17 protein-coding genes and 3 pseudogenes are annotated in these 18,748 nt (G+C 48.3%); 6 read left to right on the forward strand and 14 right to left on the reverse strand.

Annotation, left to right across the window (positions count from 1 at the left end; translation table 11 throughout):
- Window positions 1-495: 495 nt before the first annotated feature.
- From AC3WJN_RS23755 to istB, 5 genes and pseudogenes are all read left to right on the forward strand, one after another.
- Window positions 496-1,334: pseudogene (locus AC3WJN_RS23755) on the forward strand (Rpn family recombination-promoting nuclease/putative transposase).
- A gap of 180 nt (window positions 1,335-1,514) precedes the next feature.
- Window positions 1,515-1,721: a hypothetical protein gene (locus tag AC3WJN_RS23760; protein ID WP_003842539.1), complete on the forward strand. Its 207-nt coding sequence runs from the start codon at window positions 1,515-1,517 to the stop codon at window positions 1,719-1,721.
- Window positions 1,722-1,779: 58 nt separating this feature from the next.
- Window positions 1,780-1,899 carry a site-specific integrase gene (locus tag AC3WJN_RS23765; protein ID WP_005836701.1) on the forward strand — a complete coding sequence of 40 codons (120 nt, stop codon included), beginning with the start codon at window positions 1,780-1,782 and terminating at the stop codon, window positions 1,897-1,899.
- 142 nt (window positions 1,900-2,041) lie between these two features.
- The gene (locus AC3WJN_RS23770; protein ID WP_007784949.1) at window positions 2,042-2,554 is read left to right on the forward strand and encodes a transposase; all 513 of its coding nucleotides are present in this window, start codon (window positions 2,042-2,044) and stop codon (window positions 2,552-2,554) included.
- Window positions 2,551-3,450: an IS21-like element helper ATPase IstB gene (istB, locus tag AC3WJN_RS23775; RefSeq protein ID WP_007784951.1), complete on the forward strand. Its 900-nt coding sequence runs from the start codon at window positions 2,551-2,553 to the stop codon at window positions 3,448-3,450. The genes AC3WJN_RS23770 and istB overlap by 4 nt, the downstream gene beginning before the upstream one ends.
- On the opposite strand, the gene AC3WJN_RS23780 is transcribed toward istB, so the two are convergent.
- From AC3WJN_RS23780 to AC3WJN_RS23795, 4 genes are all read right to left on the reverse strand, one after another.
- On the reverse strand, window positions 3,408-3,803 hold the full coding sequence (locus AC3WJN_RS23780) for a JAB domain-containing protein (protein ID WP_007784953.1): 396 nt from the start codon (window positions 3,801-3,803) through the stop codon (window positions 3,408-3,410). The two genes, istB and AC3WJN_RS23780, sit on opposite strands and share 43 nt — an antisense overlap.
- Window positions 3,800-4,204, reverse strand: coding sequence for a hypothetical protein (locus tag AC3WJN_RS23785; RefSeq protein WP_007784956.1), 405 nt, complete (start codon window positions 4,202-4,204; stop codon window positions 3,800-3,802). Before AC3WJN_RS23785 ends, AC3WJN_RS23780 begins: the two co-directional genes overlap by 4 nt.
- Window position 4,205: 1 nt before the next feature.
- Window positions 4,206-4,466, reverse strand: coding sequence for a hypothetical protein (locus AC3WJN_RS23790; protein ID WP_007784958.1), 261 nt, complete (start codon window positions 4,464-4,466; stop codon window positions 4,206-4,208).
- A 98-nt stretch (window positions 4,467-4,564) separates the two neighbouring features.
- Window positions 4,565-4,822 carry a hypothetical protein gene (locus AC3WJN_RS23795; RefSeq protein WP_007784960.1) on the reverse strand — a complete coding sequence of 86 codons (258 nt, stop codon included), beginning with the start codon at window positions 4,820-4,822 and terminating at the stop codon, window positions 4,565-4,567.
- A gap of 162 nt (window positions 4,823-4,984) precedes the next feature.
- Between AC3WJN_RS23795 and AC3WJN_RS23800 the strand changes: the two genes are divergently transcribed.
- Window positions 4,985-5,326: a helix-turn-helix domain-containing protein gene (locus tag AC3WJN_RS23800; RefSeq protein ID WP_007784963.1), complete on the forward strand. Its 342-nt coding sequence runs from the start codon at window positions 4,985-4,987 to the stop codon at window positions 5,324-5,326.
- A gap of 6 nt (window positions 5,327-5,332) precedes the next feature.
- On the opposite strand, the gene AC3WJN_RS23805 is transcribed toward AC3WJN_RS23800, so the two are convergent.
- From AC3WJN_RS23805 to AC3WJN_RS23850, 10 genes and pseudogenes are all read right to left on the reverse strand, one after another.
- Window positions 5,333-6,208: a tyrosine-type recombinase/integrase gene (locus AC3WJN_RS23805; RefSeq protein ID WP_007784964.1), complete on the reverse strand. Its 876-nt coding sequence runs from the start codon at window positions 6,206-6,208 to the stop codon at window positions 5,333-5,335.
- A 125-nt stretch (window positions 6,209-6,333) separates the two neighbouring features.
- A complete protein-coding gene (locus AC3WJN_RS23810) occupies window positions 6,334-6,525 on the reverse strand; it encodes a hypothetical protein (protein ID WP_237716664.1) in 192 nt (63 codons plus the stop codon).
- Window positions 6,526-7,017: 492 nt separating this feature from the next.
- Entirely contained in the window at window positions 7,018-7,920 is a 903-nt protein-coding gene (locus AC3WJN_RS23815; protein ID WP_433947732.1) for an Rpn family recombination-promoting nuclease/putative transposase, read from the reverse strand.
- 176 nt (window positions 7,921-8,096) lie between these two features.
- A pseudogene (locus AC3WJN_RS23820) lies at window positions 8,097-8,531 on the reverse strand (IS66 family transposase zinc-finger binding domain-containing protein); the annotation flags it as partial.
- Window positions 8,532-8,763: 232 nt separating this feature from the next.
- Window positions 8,764-9,746 (reverse strand): annotated as a pseudogene (locus AC3WJN_RS23825) (Rpn family recombination-promoting nuclease/putative transposase).
- Window positions 9,747-10,153: 407 nt separating this feature from the next.
- Complete coding sequence (locus AC3WJN_RS23830) at window positions 10,154-10,678, reverse strand: hypothetical protein (protein ID WP_035317671.1); 525 nt, start codon at window positions 10,676-10,678, stop codon at window positions 10,154-10,156.
- Window positions 10,679-11,653: 975 nt separating this feature from the next.
- Window positions 11,654-14,179, reverse strand: coding sequence for a hypothetical protein (locus AC3WJN_RS23835; protein WP_492329340.1), 2,526 nt, complete (start codon window positions 14,177-14,179; stop codon window positions 11,654-11,656).
- Window positions 14,180-14,427: 248 nt separating this feature from the next.
- Window positions 14,428-15,240: a hypothetical protein gene (locus tag AC3WJN_RS23840; RefSeq protein WP_005834985.1), complete on the reverse strand. Its 813-nt coding sequence runs from the start codon at window positions 15,238-15,240 to the stop codon at window positions 14,428-14,430.
- An 86-nt stretch (window positions 15,241-15,326) separates the two neighbouring features.
- Complete coding sequence (locus AC3WJN_RS23845; protein WP_007786466.1) at window positions 15,327-16,193, reverse strand: tyrosine-type recombinase/integrase; 867 nt, start codon at window positions 16,191-16,193, stop codon at window positions 15,327-15,329.
- Window positions 16,194-16,652: 459 nt separating this feature from the next.
- Complete coding sequence (locus tag AC3WJN_RS23850; RefSeq protein ID WP_007786465.1) at window positions 16,653-18,665, reverse strand: DUF927 domain-containing protein; 2,013 nt, start codon at window positions 18,663-18,665, stop codon at window positions 16,653-16,655.
- Window positions 18,666-18,748: the final 83 nt, after the last annotated feature.

The following is an 18,748-nucleotide window of genomic DNA, read 5'->3' on the forward strand; positions in this document are numbered from 1 at the left end:
GGGGGAGGGTTTCGTGGGGCTTGTACAGGGCTTGTGCTTTGTTTTCGATACTGTTTTCGCTTGTTCTCGTTGCGGCTTTCACTTGCTCTCGTAGCAGCTTTCATGTATTCTCGCTACGGCTTTCCCTCTTCATTCCCGTTTTTGCTGGACACAACATAACTCGCTGCAAAACTCTACCTAAGCTCACTGAAAAATCCTGTCGTTCAAAGATCGGCGGTATCGCTTGCATACGAGCGAACAAGCGTGCGAACCTTTTTGCCTGAAACCCCCGCTGATTAATATAAAAACTGCAGCCAGTCTAGTCGGTTTCCCACTTTCCGGCCCTCGCTGTCCCCCATCCCTTTCCTCATCACCAAAAACCGATTCAAACCCAATTTCAGACATTTAATATTCCCTTAGATAGAACAGAAAGGAGGTTTGTGCAGGAGTGTCTGAACCGCGCTCCGGTGGTATAATGGTAATACAGACAAAGGACGGGGAAGGGAGAGTGATGGCGTGACCAAGCGGATGAATCCAATCGTCGATTTTGTGTTCAAACGAATCTTTGGCACCGAGGAAAACAAAGATCTGTTGCTATCGTTTCTCAATGCCACGCTGAAACCGGAGGAAGGTAAAGAGCTGAAGGAATCATCCTGGTTGATCCGCACATCAACGCCGATCAGGTCGGAGACAAGGCTTCCATCCTCGATGTGAGAGCGAAAACGAAGACGGGCGAACAGATCAACATCGAAGTGCAGCTTCACAACAAGTACGACATGGAGAAGCGCTCCCTGTACTATTGGGCAAAGATGTACGAGGGACAGCTGGCCGAAGGTGAACCGTACCGGAACCTCAAAAAAACGGTCACGATCAGGATCATAGACTTTGAGTACCTTCCGACAGAGAACTACCACAGTGTGTTTCGGCTGCGGGAGGATGAGAAAGGATTTGTGTTAACCGACGATCTGGAGATCCACTTTCTCGAATTGCCCAAGGTATCAGGAGTGCACCAGGAAACCAGCGATATGTTGGTCAAGTGGATGCTGTTTTTTAAAGCCGAGAGCAAAAAGAAACTGGAGGAATTGGCGATGAGCGAACCGACGATTCGCAAGGCGGTCAACGTCCTTGAATTTCTGAGCCAGGATGCCGAGGCTCGCAGGTTGTACGAGTTGCGGGAGAAGGCGCTGAAGGATGAGCTCAACATGATTAAGGGAGCAAAAGCGGAAGGCGAGCGGCAAAAGGCAATCAAAATGGCATTGAATATGTTAGCAGATGGGGAACCAATCGACAAAATTGCAAGGTACACGGAACTTTCTCCAGATGAAATTCAAAAACTAAAGCAGCAACTTCACTAGCCTTCCCCTCCATGTTCCGCAAGTAGCGTCTGTATCCAAAGCAGCGGCAGAAGGTGCCGCATCTGCCACCGCTGACGCTGTACGAGGCTCAAAAACGTTCCAGAACCGATCGGCCCTGTGTCCAAGCAAAGGATGCAGGGTCTTTTTGCGTTCAAAGAAAGGGAAAGGAGGTGTTCGCACATGCTGTTTCCAAACCTGCCAACCAAAACGGCGGGCGGCAAAGTGCTCTGGGACACCCTGGACAGGAGAAACGGGTGGAAGCTGCAGCGGAACAGGCTCACCGGACATTTTCGCATTCTCGACCCGGAGGACATCAGACAGGCGTGGGGAGATGACGAAGGCGAGATGTGTCGTGCGTTTCGCAAGTTCGCCGGATCAAACGCGTAGACCCGAAGGCTAACGATTAGCCCTAGGGTCTTTTTGCATGTCAGGAGGTGCTAAAAAGATGGACGTGATTCAGCAATTCACAGAGTATCTTGTGGAGAACGGGATCGCGCCGAAAACGATTGAATCCTACGTCGGGGATGTAAGAGCCTTCTCAGCGTACCTGGTGTATATCGCATAATAAAAGTACAGAAAATCGCAGCGTAAAAATGCAGAGCTAGCCTGCGTTTTACAAGGCGGAAAAATAAATAGGCACTTGCCAACATCACTCTATTAAGTCTACCTTGGTCTTTGTCCAGAAGAACCAGGGAGATGTGAGAGGAATGTTGAAAGTGCCACAGCAACAGTATATCAAATTTTTGTACGAGAATGAGGATTATTCAATCTCGGAGATTGCGAGAGCCATGGGAGTCAATTGGCGGACAGCCAAGAAATACGCCACAAAGGACGATTGGAATGAACCCGTTTGTCGGCGCAAGAGACGATATCCCGTTCTCGGTCCGTATCTTGACATCATTGATACTTGGTTAACGGAGGAGCAGGCGTTGCCCCGCAAACAGCGTTATACCGCGAAGCGAATCTTTGATCGTCTGCGTGATGAATACAGGTTTGAGGGCGGACGACGCACTGTTGAAGAATATGTAGCCAAACGCCGAAAAGAACTCAAGCTGGAACGTGCCGAAAGCTATGAACGACTCGAACACCCCGGCGGCGAGGCACAGGTTGATTTTGGTACAGCCTATGTTGGGCAACCAGGTCAACTCGTGGAGCGCAAAGTGCTGATTATGTCCTTCCCGTTGCGTTTGAGGTTTTCAGGCTTGAACCGGCCCGCTTGAACAAATATCGGGAACTCCGGTTTGAAACAACCACATATCCACTACCGCAGTGCCGTGCGCTAGATCCCGTATTGCTCAAGGTGAAATGGGACGAGATCGAGGTTTTGTCGGGCGACGGAGAGTACCGACACCTGGGGACGTTGCCTCGCCCGTACACGGAAAAGGCAATCCCGATTGAGTGGACAGATGTGTTTGAGGGTTACCTGAGAAAGCCAAGGACGGTGATGTACTCCGATCTGGCGAGGTTCATGCCTGCTTCCGTCCGCAGATTCGTGCAAGTGGAGGATATCGATCTGAGGAAATCTCGTGTGGCTCTGATTCGTCGATTGTTAGATACACACCAGATGTCCGACATGGGTGCTGCACTCGATTTCGGAGCAGTCACCTTCCCAGCGCATTGCAGTCGTGAGCTCCTAACGGATCTGGCATTTCTCGAGCGGAAAGAGAACGTGATGATGCTGGGCAAAGTGGGAACAGGCAAGACCCACCTGGCAACGGCACCAGGCGTGGAGGCTTGCCGACGAGGGTACGAGGTACGATTCTTTCGGGTGCATGACCTTGTGGCCGCGTTACAGGACAAGTACCAATCCGGGACGCTTAGCCGTTTTCAGCGGGAGTTGCAGAAGGCTGAGTTACTCATCCTCGACGAAATGGGGTTTGTGCCCTTTCACAAAGACGGAGCTGAACTACTGTTTAACGTCATCTCCGAATGCTATGAGCAAAGGAGTGTGATTGTCACCTCTAACCTTGAGTTTGGCCAGTGGAACACGGTGTTTGGAGATGCCAGACTGACAGCAGCGCTCGTGGACCGACTCGTTCACCACGCACACGTCCTGGCTTTCACCGGCGAGAGCTACCGGCTACGAAATGCGCTATCCGGAGTGAGATCGTCATAATCTTCAGCGTTGGCCGTGCCTATGCACAAATCCGCAGCGATTCTCTGTATTTTTGACTTGCGAAAAACAGCGGCGTTGGAGAGAATGGCGACCTTGAACACTTCTCTTGGATGGACAATGCTTGCGTCCAGGGAGCCGATCGAAACAGTGTGCAGCGCAGTCGGCTCGTTTTTGGTGTTCAGACAAAGCAAAAAGAACTGCTCCCGATCCGTTTCTTGCAGAAACGTCTGGAACAGTTCTACGACATCCCTTGCCATCCTAATGCGGCGCTGCGGGTACAGGAGGCTTGCTTCCCGTACCATTTTGACTCGGACGATGTTGACTCGTTTGGCGACTTCTCTGTTTTGACTCATTCTACATGCTCCTCCAACCAGTTTTGGATTTCGTTGTCGTCAGAGATTGCTTTTGCCGGGACGTAGAAGGCCATCCCGTACTCGTTGGTGTAGATCACGACCACCTTGTACCAGCACTCGCCGTTTCGTTCCACCTTCTCGACAAACTCCGGCAGGCTGCCGAGAAGTCCCCCGTCCTCTCTGCTTAGGCCGACCACGCTCAGATCCCGCAGGTTGTCTCCCTTCTCCAGCACAACCATGTAGCCGTATGTGTCCAACGTGAATGCTTCGTCCAGACCGTCGAAGTCGAACGCCTCTTTTAGTCCCAGAAACTCTTCCTCCAAGTACGACAGAAAGCTCGGAGAAAACACCTGCGCTGCCTGCAAGCAGTGTACATCTGCCAAGGTTTTGATCGTTCTCATGCTACACATCCCCTTTCTGTTGCATCTGATGGGCCAAAACTGCCTTTTTGATTTTTAGCTCAAGCCATTCTCTCCTCAGTCGCTGTTCGACTTCGTGAATGATTTTGAGAATCTCGGTGTAGGTGTCTTGATTCTGTGCCTCTCCAGTCCGGTAGAGATTGTCCAGCAGCAGCGTGACACAATGTTCACATGTCTGGATGCCGAACACGACTCTGTCTTCTTCCCCTACCAACTGCTCGTACTGTTCCGCTGGTGTCTGCATGTATGTCCTCCTCGTTTACTGGCTACAAAATGAGAAAAGGCATCCCACCGTCCCTGTTACGGGCGGCAGAATGCCTCAAAAATACTTTCTTTTGTCGATTAGGCTTGCACTTCTGGCGTTTCTGCATCTTTTCGTTTGGCTCTTTTCGGCAGCACCAGTCTGACGAGAAAACCGAGCAGCTTGAAGGGCAAGGCGACGACCCAGAACGCCACTTTGATGATGTTCCACAGAAGTTTGAACACCCCGAGTAGGAAGGAAAAGATGAGCTCCAGCCATCCCCTTACAATGAGCCAGGCAAAAGAGAGAAAGCCGAGTGCCAGTAGAATGATGATGCCGTAGAAAAGAATTGCGTCCATGTTTCTTGCCTCCGTTTTTGCTAGATTGGGTTACCACTACACACTATTGATTGGAAAACTTCATTAATTATTATCTTTTGGTGTTATCTTTCTGTCAATTCACATTTATAGCTTGTGTTCCCTTTTCTTTTCCTCCCGTAAGCTTGTCTTGAGGTGGTTTCCATGACCGAGTTGGTCAAGCGATTAGGCAATCGAATCCGCTTTCTCCGAAGAGAGAAGGGGATGAGCCAGGAACAATTAGGCGAATTGTCCGGTTTACATACGAACTATGTGGGACAAGTTGAGCGTGGGGAAAAGAACGTCACGGTGGAGAGCCTGGAGAAGATCGCCAAAGGTCTTGGCGTTTCGATGGAAGATCTGTTCCGGCACATTGACCCTTCCCCACGACCAGACGAGCTTCGCCAACTGATTGATCTGCTAACGGAGCGCTCCAAACAAGACCGCGCTTTGGCCCTGAAACTTGTGAAGTCCGTTTTTGAGTGGGAGCAAGAGAAGTACCAGTAGATGACACTAGAGGAGGTTGACCGCCAACTCTTTCTCCTGCTTGCTGGTGTTGATGTAATAATGAGCGGTGGTCTGGATGTGAGCATGGCCTGCAAGTTTGGAAACCGTTGTGAGCGGGACTCCCTTTTTCAGCAGTCGGGAGCAGAACGTGTGCCGGAATTTGTGCGGGTACATCTTGAAGCCCAGTTGCTTCTCCAGTCCTTCCAGCATGGTGTTGACCGCGTCCTTGTGCAGTTTGGGCGCACGCTGGCTGAGTAGCAGGTAGGGACTGTCCTTGTGCTTGTTCTCCTGCCGTTCCGTCCGGACGTACTCACGGATGAGTTCCGCAAGGTCAGGACGGAGCGGGATCTCACGGTACTTCCCTCCCTTGCCTGTGACCCTAAGGGTGTTGGTCAGGTAGTCGATGTCACCCAGCTGGATGCCACACAGTTCGCTCACCCTCACTCCTGTGTAGAGGAGAAGATGGACGATCAAGTGGTTCCGCAGGCTGACCTTGCTCCTGTCCTGGACGAAAAAGAGCAGCTGGTTGACTTCCTGCTCGGTGAACACGTCCACTTCCCCTTCGCTGCCAGCGGCCACCTTGATCCGATCCCGTTGCAGGGTGACGACTTGTTCCGTCAGGATGCCTTTCTCGATCAGGTAGAGGTTGTACGCCTGCAGGGAATTGATTTTTTTGTTGATCGTCGCGACGGCGTACTTGTTTTCGACGAGATGGTTCTTGTAGCTGACCACGTAAAATCGTTTCAGGTCTGTCTCGCTTTCCACGCCCATCTTCCGCAGGTACTCGCAGAATCCTCTTACGTCCCCCACGTAGGACTCGATCGTTTTCGGCGCGATGCCGTTTTCCACAAGGTACTGCTCAAACTGCGTGATCTCGTCCAAGCTTCCTTCCTCCTTTCCAAACACAACGCAAAAAGGCCCTACATCCGCTCAGGGACGTAGGGCTGTGGGTTGCATCACTTTTTCGTTTTTGCTCGCGTACAAAGCGGTCTGCGCGGGATTTGGGGCTACACTTTGCTGCCGTACCCGTAGTGTTTCATGAGGTACAGCCTGACTGCCGTGTTGACCAGGTTGCTGATCCGGTCGATCTCCCCCGACTCGTACAGCTGCTGCACTTTGTCGTACACGCCGTTCTCCAGGTACGTCGTGACCCTTCGGTACCGTTTCTCGAACGGGGCTTGTCTTTTCGGGATTTTCATCGAAGACAGCTGCTGTGACGGTGGCAGTACAGTTTCCGCTTTGAAAGCTTTATCTGTGCCTTCTGCCTTGTTTGTTGGCCGTGGTTTTACTCTCAACGGCTTGGCCTGTTGACCTTCCGGCGGTTTCGGTGCATGGTTCCCCCTTTCCTGGATTTTTTGTTCCGCTGCCTTGAGAGGTACTACATTTGCTCTCTCTGTGGAAGCTCCCTGCTGTTGGTTTTCGGCTGCTTGTGCAGCCTTTTTCGCTTCCTGCTGGGCAAGTACTCTAGCAAAGATTGATTTCGTGTCGTTCATCTCGTCCACTCCTGCTCTGATGTTTTGGTTCCGTCAACGCCTACGTATACTTGTGCGTTGATGTTTACGTTTATGGAATTGTTTTGCAAGCAATGGAGCGGACGGAAGTCGGATTTTCTGCCCCCTTTCTGGTGTGGAATTCGTTTTCTACAAAAGAGAAAACCCCTCGTCACATCAGGACAAGGGGAAATGGTGAGTCTAGTGAAGTTGCTGCTTTAGTTTTTCGATTTCTTCTACCGAAAGTCCTGTTAACTCAGCTACAATGGAAACTTTCATGCCTCTAGCAAGCATGTTTCTGGCTACCTCAGTTCTGCCTTCCTCCCGACCTTCCGCCAAACCTTCTTCTCTAGCCCTTTGCTGTCGAATTTCAGCCTCCCTTACAGCCGCCATCTCATCCAGAATCGCTTTCCGGCGCGACTCGTACTCCACCCACTTCTTCTCGTCGCGGCTGAGGTCTTCCCATTCGTCAAACGCCCGTTTCATCACCGGATCTCGCATCGCTATCGCCTCCAATTCCTTGCGAATTTCTTCGTGATCGTCCGCCTCCAGCAGCAGCAACCATCTCTCCAGCTCATTGTCATGCGGATTGACCGCACGCTGTTCCCACTTGTCCATCAGCTTCGGAATCTCCATGAAGTGAATCTCCATCACATCTGTCAGCGGAAACTGCTCCTGATCCTCGTACAGGTGGAATGTGGTGTGGAACCGCTCAGTTTCCCGCAGAAAGCGAAAATTGAGGATGTTGATCGTGATCGTCTTCGCCAGTTCCGTGTACGGCATTCCTTTTTGCATTTGGGCCGAGTAGATGCGTGACCAGTAGTACAGGGTACGCTTCTCCATGTCGAACTTGTTCGCCAGCTGAATCTCGATGTTGACATGCTCCCCCTGCTCTGTTTTGGCGTGGATGTCCAGCACAGATGCCTTGTCCTCGATGTGTTCCCGATTGATTTCGGGATTGAGGATTTCCACCGAAGAGAGCCGCTTTTCCTTCGGCAATTGGAGCGCGGCATTCAGAAAGGCCAGGAGGATCGGTTCGTTTCCCGCTTTGCCGAACACTTGCTTGAACGCAAAGTCGATCTTCAAGTCCATCAGTTTGGTCACATCATCACTCTCCCTTCTCCGTCCGTTGTCTGTACTACCATTATACCACCGGAGCGCTGTTCAGACACTCCCGTGAAAACCTCCTTTCCGTCATATTCCTATTAATAATATAGTATGCAAATCTCGTTAGAAGCGTATGTTCGGCTCTGTTTCAGGGCCCACGCGGCAAGTTAGCGGAGGCTTCCGGGGTAGACAGGCTCTGGCATCGGAGCCGTGACGATGGGCGTGCGAATTTCCTCTCGTTCACAGCGGCGGCAAGCATACACCTGGCGAACATGACGCACGACTTTCACTTCTGCCGGGATGACCGTGATTTCGTTACGGGTCTCGGTACTCATCTCGTGGAGAGGACCTCCGCAGCATGCGCAAACTTGCTCCGTTTCCGGCAGTTCATAGAGGATCGTTTCCACGGGGAACTGATCCAGCTTGGATTTTCGGCCAGCTGACTTTTTACGGCTGTACGTAACCGTTTCTACATCCGGTTCCTGAGCGGCAGGAGTCGCCAGCACCTCGGCTTCGTTGAACAGGTTCAGCTCCAGTTGATCCGGATGCGTCTTCTCGCTGGAGGCACCGAAACGTTTTTGCTGGGCCAGTCGGAACTGCTCCTCGTATCGTTCTGGGGAAGATTATCTCACGGGACATTTCTGATTTGTAGGTGTGCCGGATTTGACGCTTACGTTTCTCCTGTCGAGGGTGTCCCAAAAGACTTTGCCTCCCGCCGTTTTGATCGGCAAATTCGGAAACAACATGCTTCTCATCTCCTTATTTGTTTTTGGCAACGCAAAAAGACCCTGCATCCTTTAATTAGACACAGGGTCGTCTGTGAGTCGTTTTAAGCTTCGGTTAGTGAAGCTGCTGTTTCAGTTTTTCTATTTCTTCTAAGGGGAGTTTAGTCAGCTTTGCAATGCGTTCTGGACTCTCTCCTTCCGCAAGCATTTCCTTTGCTACTAAAAGCTTTCCTTCTAACAAGCCTTCTTCTCTAGCCTTCTGCTGCCGGATTTCTGCCTCCCTTACAGCCGCCATCTCGTCCAGAATCGCCTTCCGACGAGACTCGTACTCGACCCACTTCTTCTCGTCACGGCTCAGGTCTTCCCATTCGTCAAACGCCCGTTTCATGACCGGATCTTGCATCGCTATCGCCTCCAATTCCTTGCGAATTTCCTCGTGATCGTCCGCCTCCAGCAGCAGCAACCATCTCTCCAGCTCATTGTCATGCGGATTGACCGCCCGCTGTTCCCACTTGTCCATCAGCTTCGGGATCTCCATGAAGTGAATCTCCATCACATCTGTCAGCGGAAACTGCTCCTGATCCTCGTACAGGTGGAATGTGGTGTGGAACCGCTCAGTTTCCCGCAGAAAGCGAAAATTGAGGATGTTGATCGTGATCGTCTTCGCCAGTTCCGTGTACGGCATTCCTTTTTGCATTTGGGCCGAGTAGATGCGTGACCAGTAGTACAGGGTACGCTTCTCCATGGTCTAACCAGATTGCATTGGCACTCTGGTTAGACACAAGTGCAACTATGGCTCTGCCGTCGCATACGCTAGGCAATCGCCAAGTTTTCTATGTCGAACTTGTTCGCCAGCTGAATCTCGATGTTGACGTGCTCCCCCTGCTCTGTCTTGGCGTGGATATCCAGCACGGATGCCTTATCCTCGATGTGTTCCCGATTGATTTCAGGATTGAGAATTTCCACCGAAGTGATTCGCTTTTCCTTCGGCAATTGGAGCGCGGCATTCAGAAAGGCCAGGAGGATCGGTTCGTTTCCCGCTTTGCCGAACACTTGCTTGAACGCAAAGTCGATCTTCAAGTCCATTAGTTTGGTCACGTCATCACGCTCCCTTCTCCGTCCGTTGTCTGTACTACCATTATACCACTGGAATGCGTGTTCGACACTCCTGCTGGAACCTCCTTTCTTTCCGAGATCAAGGGAATAATATATGTTTGATTTTACGGTCATTACGGCTGGGATGGCGTGAGGAAAAAAGTGAGGGGAAAAGGAAAACGTGGGCGGGGAAGAGGGCTTCTGACTGCATTCTTTATATTATGCAGGGTATTTACCCGTTTTATCTGACATAATTTTATTAGAAAGCACAGAGGGGCAATCCCTCAGGAAGAGTTATGCAGCGAGTTTTCTTAGTGTTTTGCAGTTAGTCCAGACAAAAAGGAAGAGCCTGCGTCCTTTTCGAGGCAGACTCCTTTTCTAGCATCTTTGGACGCAGCGGAAGTGTTTTATTATTGAATCACACCTGTCGCACTGCTGGTCACATCACCAGACAAATCCTTCACTTGATTCGAAATAAAAGTGATTTCCATCTTGTATTTGTAGTAGCCTGCAGCAAACGCACTATTATTAACCCCAAGATATAATTTTGGTCGATTACGATTGGAAAGATCCCATCTTACAGATTTCAGATCAAACGTGGCTCTTACATTGTTGTCGGGAGAATAAACATTTAAACGTGAATTTTCGACCAGGTTTGCAATGTTGTTTATCGCTGTAGTCCCAGCATCCAAAGGCTCGTCAAACGTAACCTCAAACTCTGAAAACCGTGTATTACGCCCCGGATTGGTAATCGCTGCATTAGCAGGTGTTGAGTTCGTTACTGTAAGAATAAACGTCTGAAAAGCGGTACCGCCTTTTTGATCATCAGCCGTCACCGTTATATTTACGATCCCAACATCTTCCGGTGCTATGACTAGATCTGTTCCCTGGATGTATACTGTTGCGACCGATGAATCGTCCGAAGCAACTGTCAACCTAAGCTGATCATTGTCTTCATCACGAAATGCACGACTGGCGTTTATCGTGAATATTCCATCATCTACTGACCTAAGCTGAGCTGGTATTTGATCTTGAACGATTGGTATTTGATTGCTTTTCTCGACTTATACCCTTCTATTTCAGAGGGCTTTCGATTCGAGCCTACACCGTGCGGGCGATTTTCATCGCACACGGCGTTCCATCAACGGCAAACTAAGATCGGATCAAACACCAAATAGGACTGCAGCACCCTATTCGTCTGCAATCCTACCTGGTTGGTATTCAGCTGTAGCTTTGAGAAACTACAACGCCCATTGTAAGTTCTCATATCCTTCTTATCCGCTGACTGGGTTCCTTCGCTCCGGCTAGTTTTCCCCTCCCCGCCTGTGTTGCCACTACGGGTTCAAACGGCAAGCCATCCTCACTACTACGAACCCGCCGCCATCTTACCGGCATCACCGGTGCTAACCCACCTCTTCCGGCAAGACTTCAAACGTTCCACCTTGTCTATCCCTTCTTTTGCTGACCTTAGGTCCCCACTATTCAATACGAGAAAAGCAGGTTTAACAGCCTGAATTGTTCCTGCTTCGTCTGTACGATCTCGCGCACATCGACTGTTGCCAAACCCCTAGCGCTTAATTACTGGCAACAGCTATCTCGAATTGGGTCACCATGGATTCGTCTCCTGACCGTAGTCAACTTTTAAAGAGCCCCGCCTTGCATTCCAGCAAGTACGACTTCACCTGACTTCACGGGAGCAGTTGGTATAGGATTGCTTTCCGTGCAGGAGGATTAGGCACATGAGTATATAGGCTGTTCTCATGGATTGGAGTTACACCAATCAATTCAACAAGATAGTTAGAGAAAGACCCCTAGACCTACCTAGGAATCAACCAAAGGCATTTGTCTTAGGGGTCATTTCTCCACTTCTTTCACTCCTAAGAGTTATGAAGTAACGTTTCGTGATTGTGTTAAGGAGTAGTTGTACCCTCAGTTCCGGTTCCTGCACCATTGTCAGTCCCAGTTCCTGCACCATTGTCAGTTCCAGTTCCTGCACCATTGTCAGTTCCGGTTCCTGCGCCATTGTCAGTTCCTGTACCGCCCCCTGCTGGTGGAGTTACCTGACCTGGAGCTTTAACTACATAAGAACCATTGGTATCACGAGTTGTAGGTACATATTTGTTTTGATCGCCTGCAGCATCTTCCAAATCCTTAATATCGATCTTAGAAGTTACTGCTTTTACTACAATGCTATTTCCTGCTTTAATCAAATCTTCCTTAGCAGCAGCATTAAAGTGGAAGGTGATCTTGCGGCCATCAACAGCAACAGCTTTTACAGACAGCACTTTACCGGTTGACTGGTTGACAAAAGTAAAGTCATCTTTGTACAGTCCTGTAATGGAGTCATCAATGTTTTCACTGAACGAAAGTGTAATAGTATCGGCTTCAGGATCTACTACCGCAGTATTTGCATCATCCAAAGTAGGCGCAACTTGGTCATCTGCAAGTGGTTGCGTGTCAGATCCAGTTACTGGTACACCATAAGCATTCTTTGACTGAGGGGTACCGACAACAGTGAGTTCTGCATTAGGACCAGCTGCTTTAATTGCCGATACCTTATCGTCACTAGAGAAGGTCAATACTACTTTTTTACCAGCAACATAAGCAGTATCAGCTTCTTGTCCAGCAACCTTAAAGTCTGCTTTTACAAGTTCAGTAACTGTGTCGTTGTATTCGAACTCAGCAACGACTTTAGAACCGCTTGCTTTAAGAACAAAGCTATCATTAACCAATTTTGGTTTGGAAGAAGCGCTAGCTTCAATAGTCAGTTCTTTAGCAATACCATCAAGTACGTTACCAGCAGCATCTTTTACGTTAGAAACACGAATGCCAGTTACGTCAAACTCAGTATTTCCCGTTGTTGGGTTAACCTTGTAGGAAGTCGGGAATGTAATCAATACATTCTTGTTTCCATCTCCTGGAGTTACTGTTGCGCCTGCAGGCAATGCACGGAATTTGCCAGTGCCATCTTTGAAAGCAAAGTTTGCTTTATTACTAATGCTTTCGGATTGCATTGTTTCATCGAAGTAGACAACAACCTTCTGATCGGATACCTGTACTGCCTCTTTAGCATTTGGAGCGACAGTGTCAGTTCCAGTAATGGTTGCAGTATGCTCATCCATCACATTTGGAGATGCAGCCAAGTCTTGGACGTTCTTAATCTTCAACGTATATTTAGACCCGTTCAATTCGTGCCCAGTAGCCAACTTAAGTTCATACGTGTCGCTGTTAGCACCAGTTCCAACTTGGTTAACTGAGAAATCAGTGATAGTATTTCCGGAAGCATCTTTCAGTGTGTAGTTTGCTTTGTTTTTAGCAAAAACTGCATCTACAACTTCACTAAACTTCACTCGAACTGTAGCACTGTCAACCAGAGTAACATTTGTCACTGTAGGCTTAACAGTATCCTCGGTGGCGTTGAAAGTGAGTCGCAAATCTTCTGTACCTACTACGTTGCCAAAGGTGTCCTTAATTTCTTTCGCTTTAACTACAAGTACGTTAGCGCCCTTCGCAACTGTACCTGCGTCAAACACAAGTTTTACTTTCTTGTATCCAGTTCCAGATACAAAGGATGCTTCGGCTTCATCAGTACCAATTACATAGTTAGCACCGACAACAGCAGAATTACTCATTGCGCGGTCAAATGTTACATATACCGTACCATTGTTTTCACCAGTTACTGCACTTACTTTTGGAGCGTCTGTCACAGCATCTACAGTGAAACTCACTTCGGACTTAGCTACTTTAAACCCAGCAGCATCGACCAAATCATCTGCTGTTCCAGCAGGCACTGTCAGCTTATGAGATCCTGCAGCCAAAGGTTCTGCAAACGCCAATTGAAGAGTTGTCGCGTAACCGCTATCTGTTGCATCCAAAACTTCGGCTTTATCAAAAGCAAAGTTGCTAAGACCTTGACCATCCAGTTTGAAATTGGAGCTAACAGCATTTACAAATGCGTCAGTTATTTTAACTGGTTCAGCAAAAGTAACAACTACTACTTTGTTACCATCAGCCTCAACACTTGCTACAGTTGGTGCTGTAACATCAGCAAAAGTAACTTCTTGTTGGAAAGCTGGGACAGTTTTCAGTTTATCTGCGCTGTAAATAGCACCTTTTACATCCAAGAAAGCTTTATCACCTTGAGTAAGTGCACTGTTGAGGGTGATGTACAGAGTTTTCTTGTCAGCTTGAAGCGACAATTCGTCTGCACTTGTCAACTTAACTCCATCCAAGAAATAGTTATCTGGATTTTGAGCGGACTCTTTATCTACTTCTTTGCTAAATACAACTTTGATGTAGTTGAGGTTAATAGCACAACCCCAACCTGGAAATTTGGCGGAATTTTCAGAAACAAACCTCAAGCGGCTCAAGGATTTTGCAAAACGTGTTGCACAACCATTTGTAGAACGATAGAAAATGGAGTCACCAAGTTGCAAAAGAAAGGAAACCACGAGAAAGTGGAATCAACCATTTCCCAAAGACAGTTTTCCACCCCATTTTCACAAAAAGAGAGGCGCTCCCCAAGCAACCCAAGGGGTTTGCTCGTTGTCTTGGCCAACAAGTCCCATGTTGCTCGTTTTTTGTAGAGCATCTCCCACTCGTTGTTTTTCGCCTCACGCTCGAAGAAAAAAAGAAAACGGCAACCTCGAACCTCTTCGAACAGCGCTGCCGCTTCCCACAGTCCTCACCTTTCCCCTAGTAGCGTGTCAATCTCCCGCTCGTACCCGTACCGTCGAAAGAAGTCAATCAAAGCCACTTCAAAAACGTCGCGTTGATTGATGTTTTTCTCCTTCGCATACTCCTTGACCAGATTGTCCAACGTATTTGGTACGTGAATCGTTTTTGACGTAAGTATCCCAGGAACCATGTATCTTGGTAGCTTTGCTCCATTAGGGCCGGGCAGGATTAATCGAAACAGCTTTTCCTTGTTTCTCTCCATCAACTCAAGAAGTGGAAGAAAACGAGTGAAATCCACTTCCCCGGCATCCTGATCGTAACTAGATACACCCATCGGTGGTTCAACTCCAGTCCCAGCTTCCCCTGATACGACCATTGTTTGTCCGCGATTAATGACACCAGTTTCTTCAATGAGCCCAATCTTTTGAACATAATTTTTCTTATCCGTCGACCACTCGTACCCTTTACCCTTCATGTAGTCCGCCATTTCCCGATGGTCAGAAAAGCCCAGTTGCTTTGCGATTACCACTGGATCAGCACCTTCCTTCTCAAAGAAGGAAAGTACACTAGCTACCTTCGGTGACGAAGCAATCGCTGAATGGATTGACTTTACATCCACACGACTAAACTCTGGGACGTACGTCTGTTTGACCCTATCCCAAATAAAGTTTTTGCGCCTCATGTAAATGTCCAGTGACTTGTAGTTTTTGTACCCGAACTCTGCGGCCAATTCATCCCTGGACTTTCCTTCCGCCAATCCACGCAAGATTGCGTTCACTCGTTCGTCGTAAACTGGTTTTTTATCCTCTGGTAATGACATGCAACACGCATCCTTTCCTTATTATATAGTGAAAATTACATGCTGGAAAAAAGGACGGGGCTGAGGGCCCCGTCTAGCAGGCTTACCTACAATACATTAACTGCTTCGCACAGTTCCTCAATGTTGCTGTGCGTATAAATACTGGTCACTTTCAATGATGAATGCCCCAACAGCTTCTGGATTTTGACCAGGTTCACTTCCTTCTTCACCAGTTGGCTGGCAAAGCTATGTCGCAGGATGTGTGCCGTCACTTTCTTTTTCCACTTCAGTTTGGTAACAGTTTCGCCAAGCACCCTGTTCACATATACCGGAGAAAGCATTCCCGTCTTGCCTGTGGCAAAGAAGTAATTGGACGATACCTTTGGCCGCTGCTTTTTAACATATTCGACCAATAAGGGAAGTAGCTTGTCCGAGATCGGAACGGTACGATCCTTGTTCCCTTTTCCCGCAATGACACGAATCCTCTTCTCGTCTAAATCTACTGTGTCTAACGTCAAATTCAGACATTCAGAAATACGCAGCCCTGTGTAGTACAAGGTCAAGACTACAAGTTTGATAAGCGGGTGTTCAATCGCATCGACCAGTTGCATGACTTCGGATTCAGACAGATGCGTCCGCTCCTTTTGCTGTAACTTTGGCGGTTCCACAGAAAGCGCTATATTCCGCTTCACAAACTCCTTCTTGTAGGCATAGTCAAAGAATGAACGAAGCGTGTACAATCTTCTTGAACGGCTAGCTGGTGCTTGCCCTTGCCTTTGCAATTGCTCCAGGAACGACTCCAAGTCACTAACCTTCACCTCCTCGATGTAAAAAGCCCCGTTGTACCTTTTTTCCATAAAACGAGTAAACATCTCTAAATCTTTGGAGTAGCCACTGATTGTTTCAGGACTCCGCTCAATCGCTTGCATGTGCTGGAGAAATTTCTGGACGACTTCAGTAAACAGGTACATCATGTCACTCTCCCTTTATATTCTTCATAGGAATAATATCTAACTGTAAAAGATTTCAAGACGTTTTTTTGTGGGACGCGACCCACCGCATCGACCCACGCTGGGTCGCGGCGAAGCCTTGCGTGTCAAGGAAAGACACCCCGCGACCCAGGAGACCCAATCATTTTTTTCTGATAAACATACATTTTTTTGTGAATTTGCCTGAAGTGAAATGCTCTTTTCCAATCTGTTTTTTTCCGCTGGAAACCAACCGCCCAAGGCTGTCTCGCTCATCTCGAGGGATCTGTACAGGTACGGGATCTTTCCAAACCGAACGAGAACGTGCTTTGGGATCTTTTTTTCAATGACACTCGCAAACAAGGTGGGTCGAGTGGGTCAGGGAAACAAAACCCTTGGGAGACATCTAATTTGCACGTCACCGGACGGGTCAGGGTAGTGGGACGCGTCCCTACACGGCTGCAGTTAATCCAGATCCGTCACATTTACCTCTGTGTAATCCTCTGCATCATCCGTACTTCGTATACCGACTGGCTTTGTTTTGCTGGTAACGAATGGAGAAGGGAGTGGTGCCCTTTTCAGCATCTCCAGCAAAGAATCGTCAAACAAGAAAATATGAACATCAAGGCGTGGTTTGTCGGGATCAACCTTCCGTTTTCTTGTCAGCTTTTTTTCTTCGTGATCCAAATAACCTTTGGCCTTCATTTTTTGAAGCACTACAGAGCTGTCATCGAATCCACCTTCATGCACGAGCCTGCGAAATGGCTCTTTCATGATCACGACTTCGACCCCTTTGCCAGGCTTGCGAGTAATGCTCCCCATGCAATCTCGAATGGCTGGAGCCCCCTCCATGTTAAAATGCGCCTGAAATTCAACTACCTTTTGCTTCAGGTACTGGTACGCCCGCTCACCGAGATCTCGACTTTCGATATTCTCTTGATCGATTTTCAGCAAAAACTGAAGAATGCCGTCGATGTTTACCTGAAAATCAAACAATTCATTCATCAATTCAGCCGTAGCCAGGATGAGCCCAAATCGGTCTGCCATACGCGCGGACAAGCCATCTTTGCTCTCCATTTTTTCATAGCAAATCTTCGACCATTTTTTCCAACGTTCAATGATGTGGTCCTTGCCTTCACGTAGAAGATATTCGACAAACTTGGGCCCGGCATGACCGTAGTTTTGTTGCAATCCGTTTTTAATTTCGACTGCATTTTCCGGAGAAGTCGTCCATTCCACGTTACCGATTTCCTGTAGCCGAACGATCAACCCACTGTTTTGGTTTGACTTTGATTTCAGCGAGTGTTCCGCAGTCGAAAACACGATGCCACTCCAAGATGCGCGTTTACGCTCCTCAATCTCTTTCGTCATCCGTGCTTTCTCGCGTCCCTCGGCCAAAAGATACAAAATGTCCGTGAAGTCCTTCATTCGGTTCATGGACGCTTCATCAAATGCGATAGGAATACCATGCTTGTCCGCTATCTGGGCCATCATCCCGTTTTTGGTGCCAAGCCATTGAAAAATGATCCCTCCTTCCTGTTTCGAAGGGAGAGCAAATGGTGAGACAAAGACGCGCATTGCAGATGTCTTCCCTCTTGACGTATCGCCAAAGAGATGAAACAAAAGCACCTCGATGTCGACGAACCGGGCAATGAGAGAAATCAGCGGAGAAGCAAAGCCGCATACCAACGCAAATTCAAGGGGGATATGCCCCAGTACTTCTTGCTCAATGACTTGCTTCCATCCCTCATACGTTCCGTTTTGAATCGATAATTTTCCAGCATATTCAGAGGAATACGGGAGATTGGAGCCGATCATCTGCTGATGTTTATAAACCAAAGCCCCATCATGATCCGCCCACCCAAGCTTCTCATGAACTTTTTTTAATGGTGCCCCATCCTCTTGTAAAGACAAGAATTTTGCAATGTGACGGACTTTATGGTTAGGTACATCAACACCATAATCGAGTAATTTCGTTAATTCGTTTACTTGAAGCTGGGATCTCTTTATCGTCAACTCATGCCACTGATCTATAAACCAATATCGTAATACGATCTGGTACATCCCGTCGTCAATGTTCTGTTGGGTTTCTTTGATAAACACCAAATTTGCAAACCGCTTTTCCTTCAATTTTCCACTCTTGTCTGTTTGCAATATATACAAGTCAGTGCCACGCCCCACAAATTCGCCGTAACGAAGCTCGCCGGAGGAATGGGGCCAGTTGGACTTCGTTTTCCTTTTAGACAGCGGTACAGATGCAGAAAGCGGCAGGGATTGTCCATCCGAGTCATCCACTTCATCGGCAGGTAAAGATACCTCTGCTGGCTCCTGATCAACATCAAGAGTATCTTCATCGAGGTCTGAATCCTCGGTGACCTCTATATCCACTTCCATATCCACTTCCAGGTCAAACTCGGTGACTTCATTGGCACGGTTAATTTTTTGGCGGTTTGTTTTGGGAAATTGATCAAAGCTCATCTGGTAATCCTCCCACTATAAAGTAATGTTTTCTCCTGTTTTCTCGCTCATTCTCTGTTTTTTAACTTTGACATCTTAAAGCT

This window comes from Brevibacillus sp. FW306-2-1A-C05A (assembly GCF_058781555.1).

What these genes read in the sequence shown, in the direction of transcription:
- AC3WJN_RS23760 (WP_003842539.1), top strand. Translation starts at nt 1,515, where the DNA reads ATGCTGTTTCCAAACCTGCCAACCAAAACGGCGGGCGGCAAAGTGCTC.
- AC3WJN_RS23765 (WP_005836701.1), top strand. Translation starts at nt 1,780, where the DNA reads ATGGACGTGATTCAGCAATTCACAGAGTATCTTGTGGAGAACGGGATC.
- AC3WJN_RS23770 (WP_007784949.1), top strand. Translation starts at nt 2,042, where the DNA reads ATGTTGAAAGTGCCACAGCAACAGTATATCAAATTTTTGTACGAGAAT.
- AC3WJN_RS23780 (WP_007784953.1), bottom strand. Translation starts at nt 3,803, where the DNA reads ATGAGTCAAAACAGAGAAGTCGCCAAACGAGTCAACATCGTCCGAGTC.
- AC3WJN_RS23785 (WP_007784956.1), bottom strand. Translation starts at nt 4,204, where the DNA reads ATGAGAACGATCAAAACCTTGGCAGATGTACACTGCTTGCAGGCAGCG.
- AC3WJN_RS23790 (WP_007784958.1), bottom strand. Translation starts at nt 4,466, where the DNA reads ATGCAGACACCAGCGGAACAGTACGAGCAGTTGGTAGGGGAAGAAGAC.
- AC3WJN_RS23795 (WP_007784960.1), bottom strand. Translation starts at nt 4,822, where the DNA reads ATGGACGCAATTCTTTTCTACGGCATCATCATTCTACTGGCACTCGGC.
- AC3WJN_RS23800 (WP_007784963.1), top strand. Translation starts at nt 4,985, where the DNA reads ATGACCGAGTTGGTCAAGCGATTAGGCAATCGAATCCGCTTTCTCCGA.
- AC3WJN_RS23810 (WP_237716664.1), bottom strand. Translation starts at nt 6,525, where the DNA reads ATGAAAATCCCGAAAAGACAAGCCCCGTTCGAGAAACGGTACCGAAGG.
- AC3WJN_RS23840 (WP_005834985.1), bottom strand. Translation starts at nt 15,240, where the DNA reads ATGTCATTACCAGAGGATAAAAAACCAGTTTACGACGAACGAGTGAAC.
- AC3WJN_RS23845 (WP_007786466.1), bottom strand. Translation starts at nt 16,193, where the DNA reads ATGATGTACCTGTTTACTGAAGTCGTCCAGAAATTTCTCCAGCACATG.
- AC3WJN_RS23850 (WP_007786465.1), bottom strand. Translation starts at nt 18,665, where the DNA reads ATGAGCTTTGATCAATTTCCCAAAACAAACCGCCAAAAAATTAACCGT.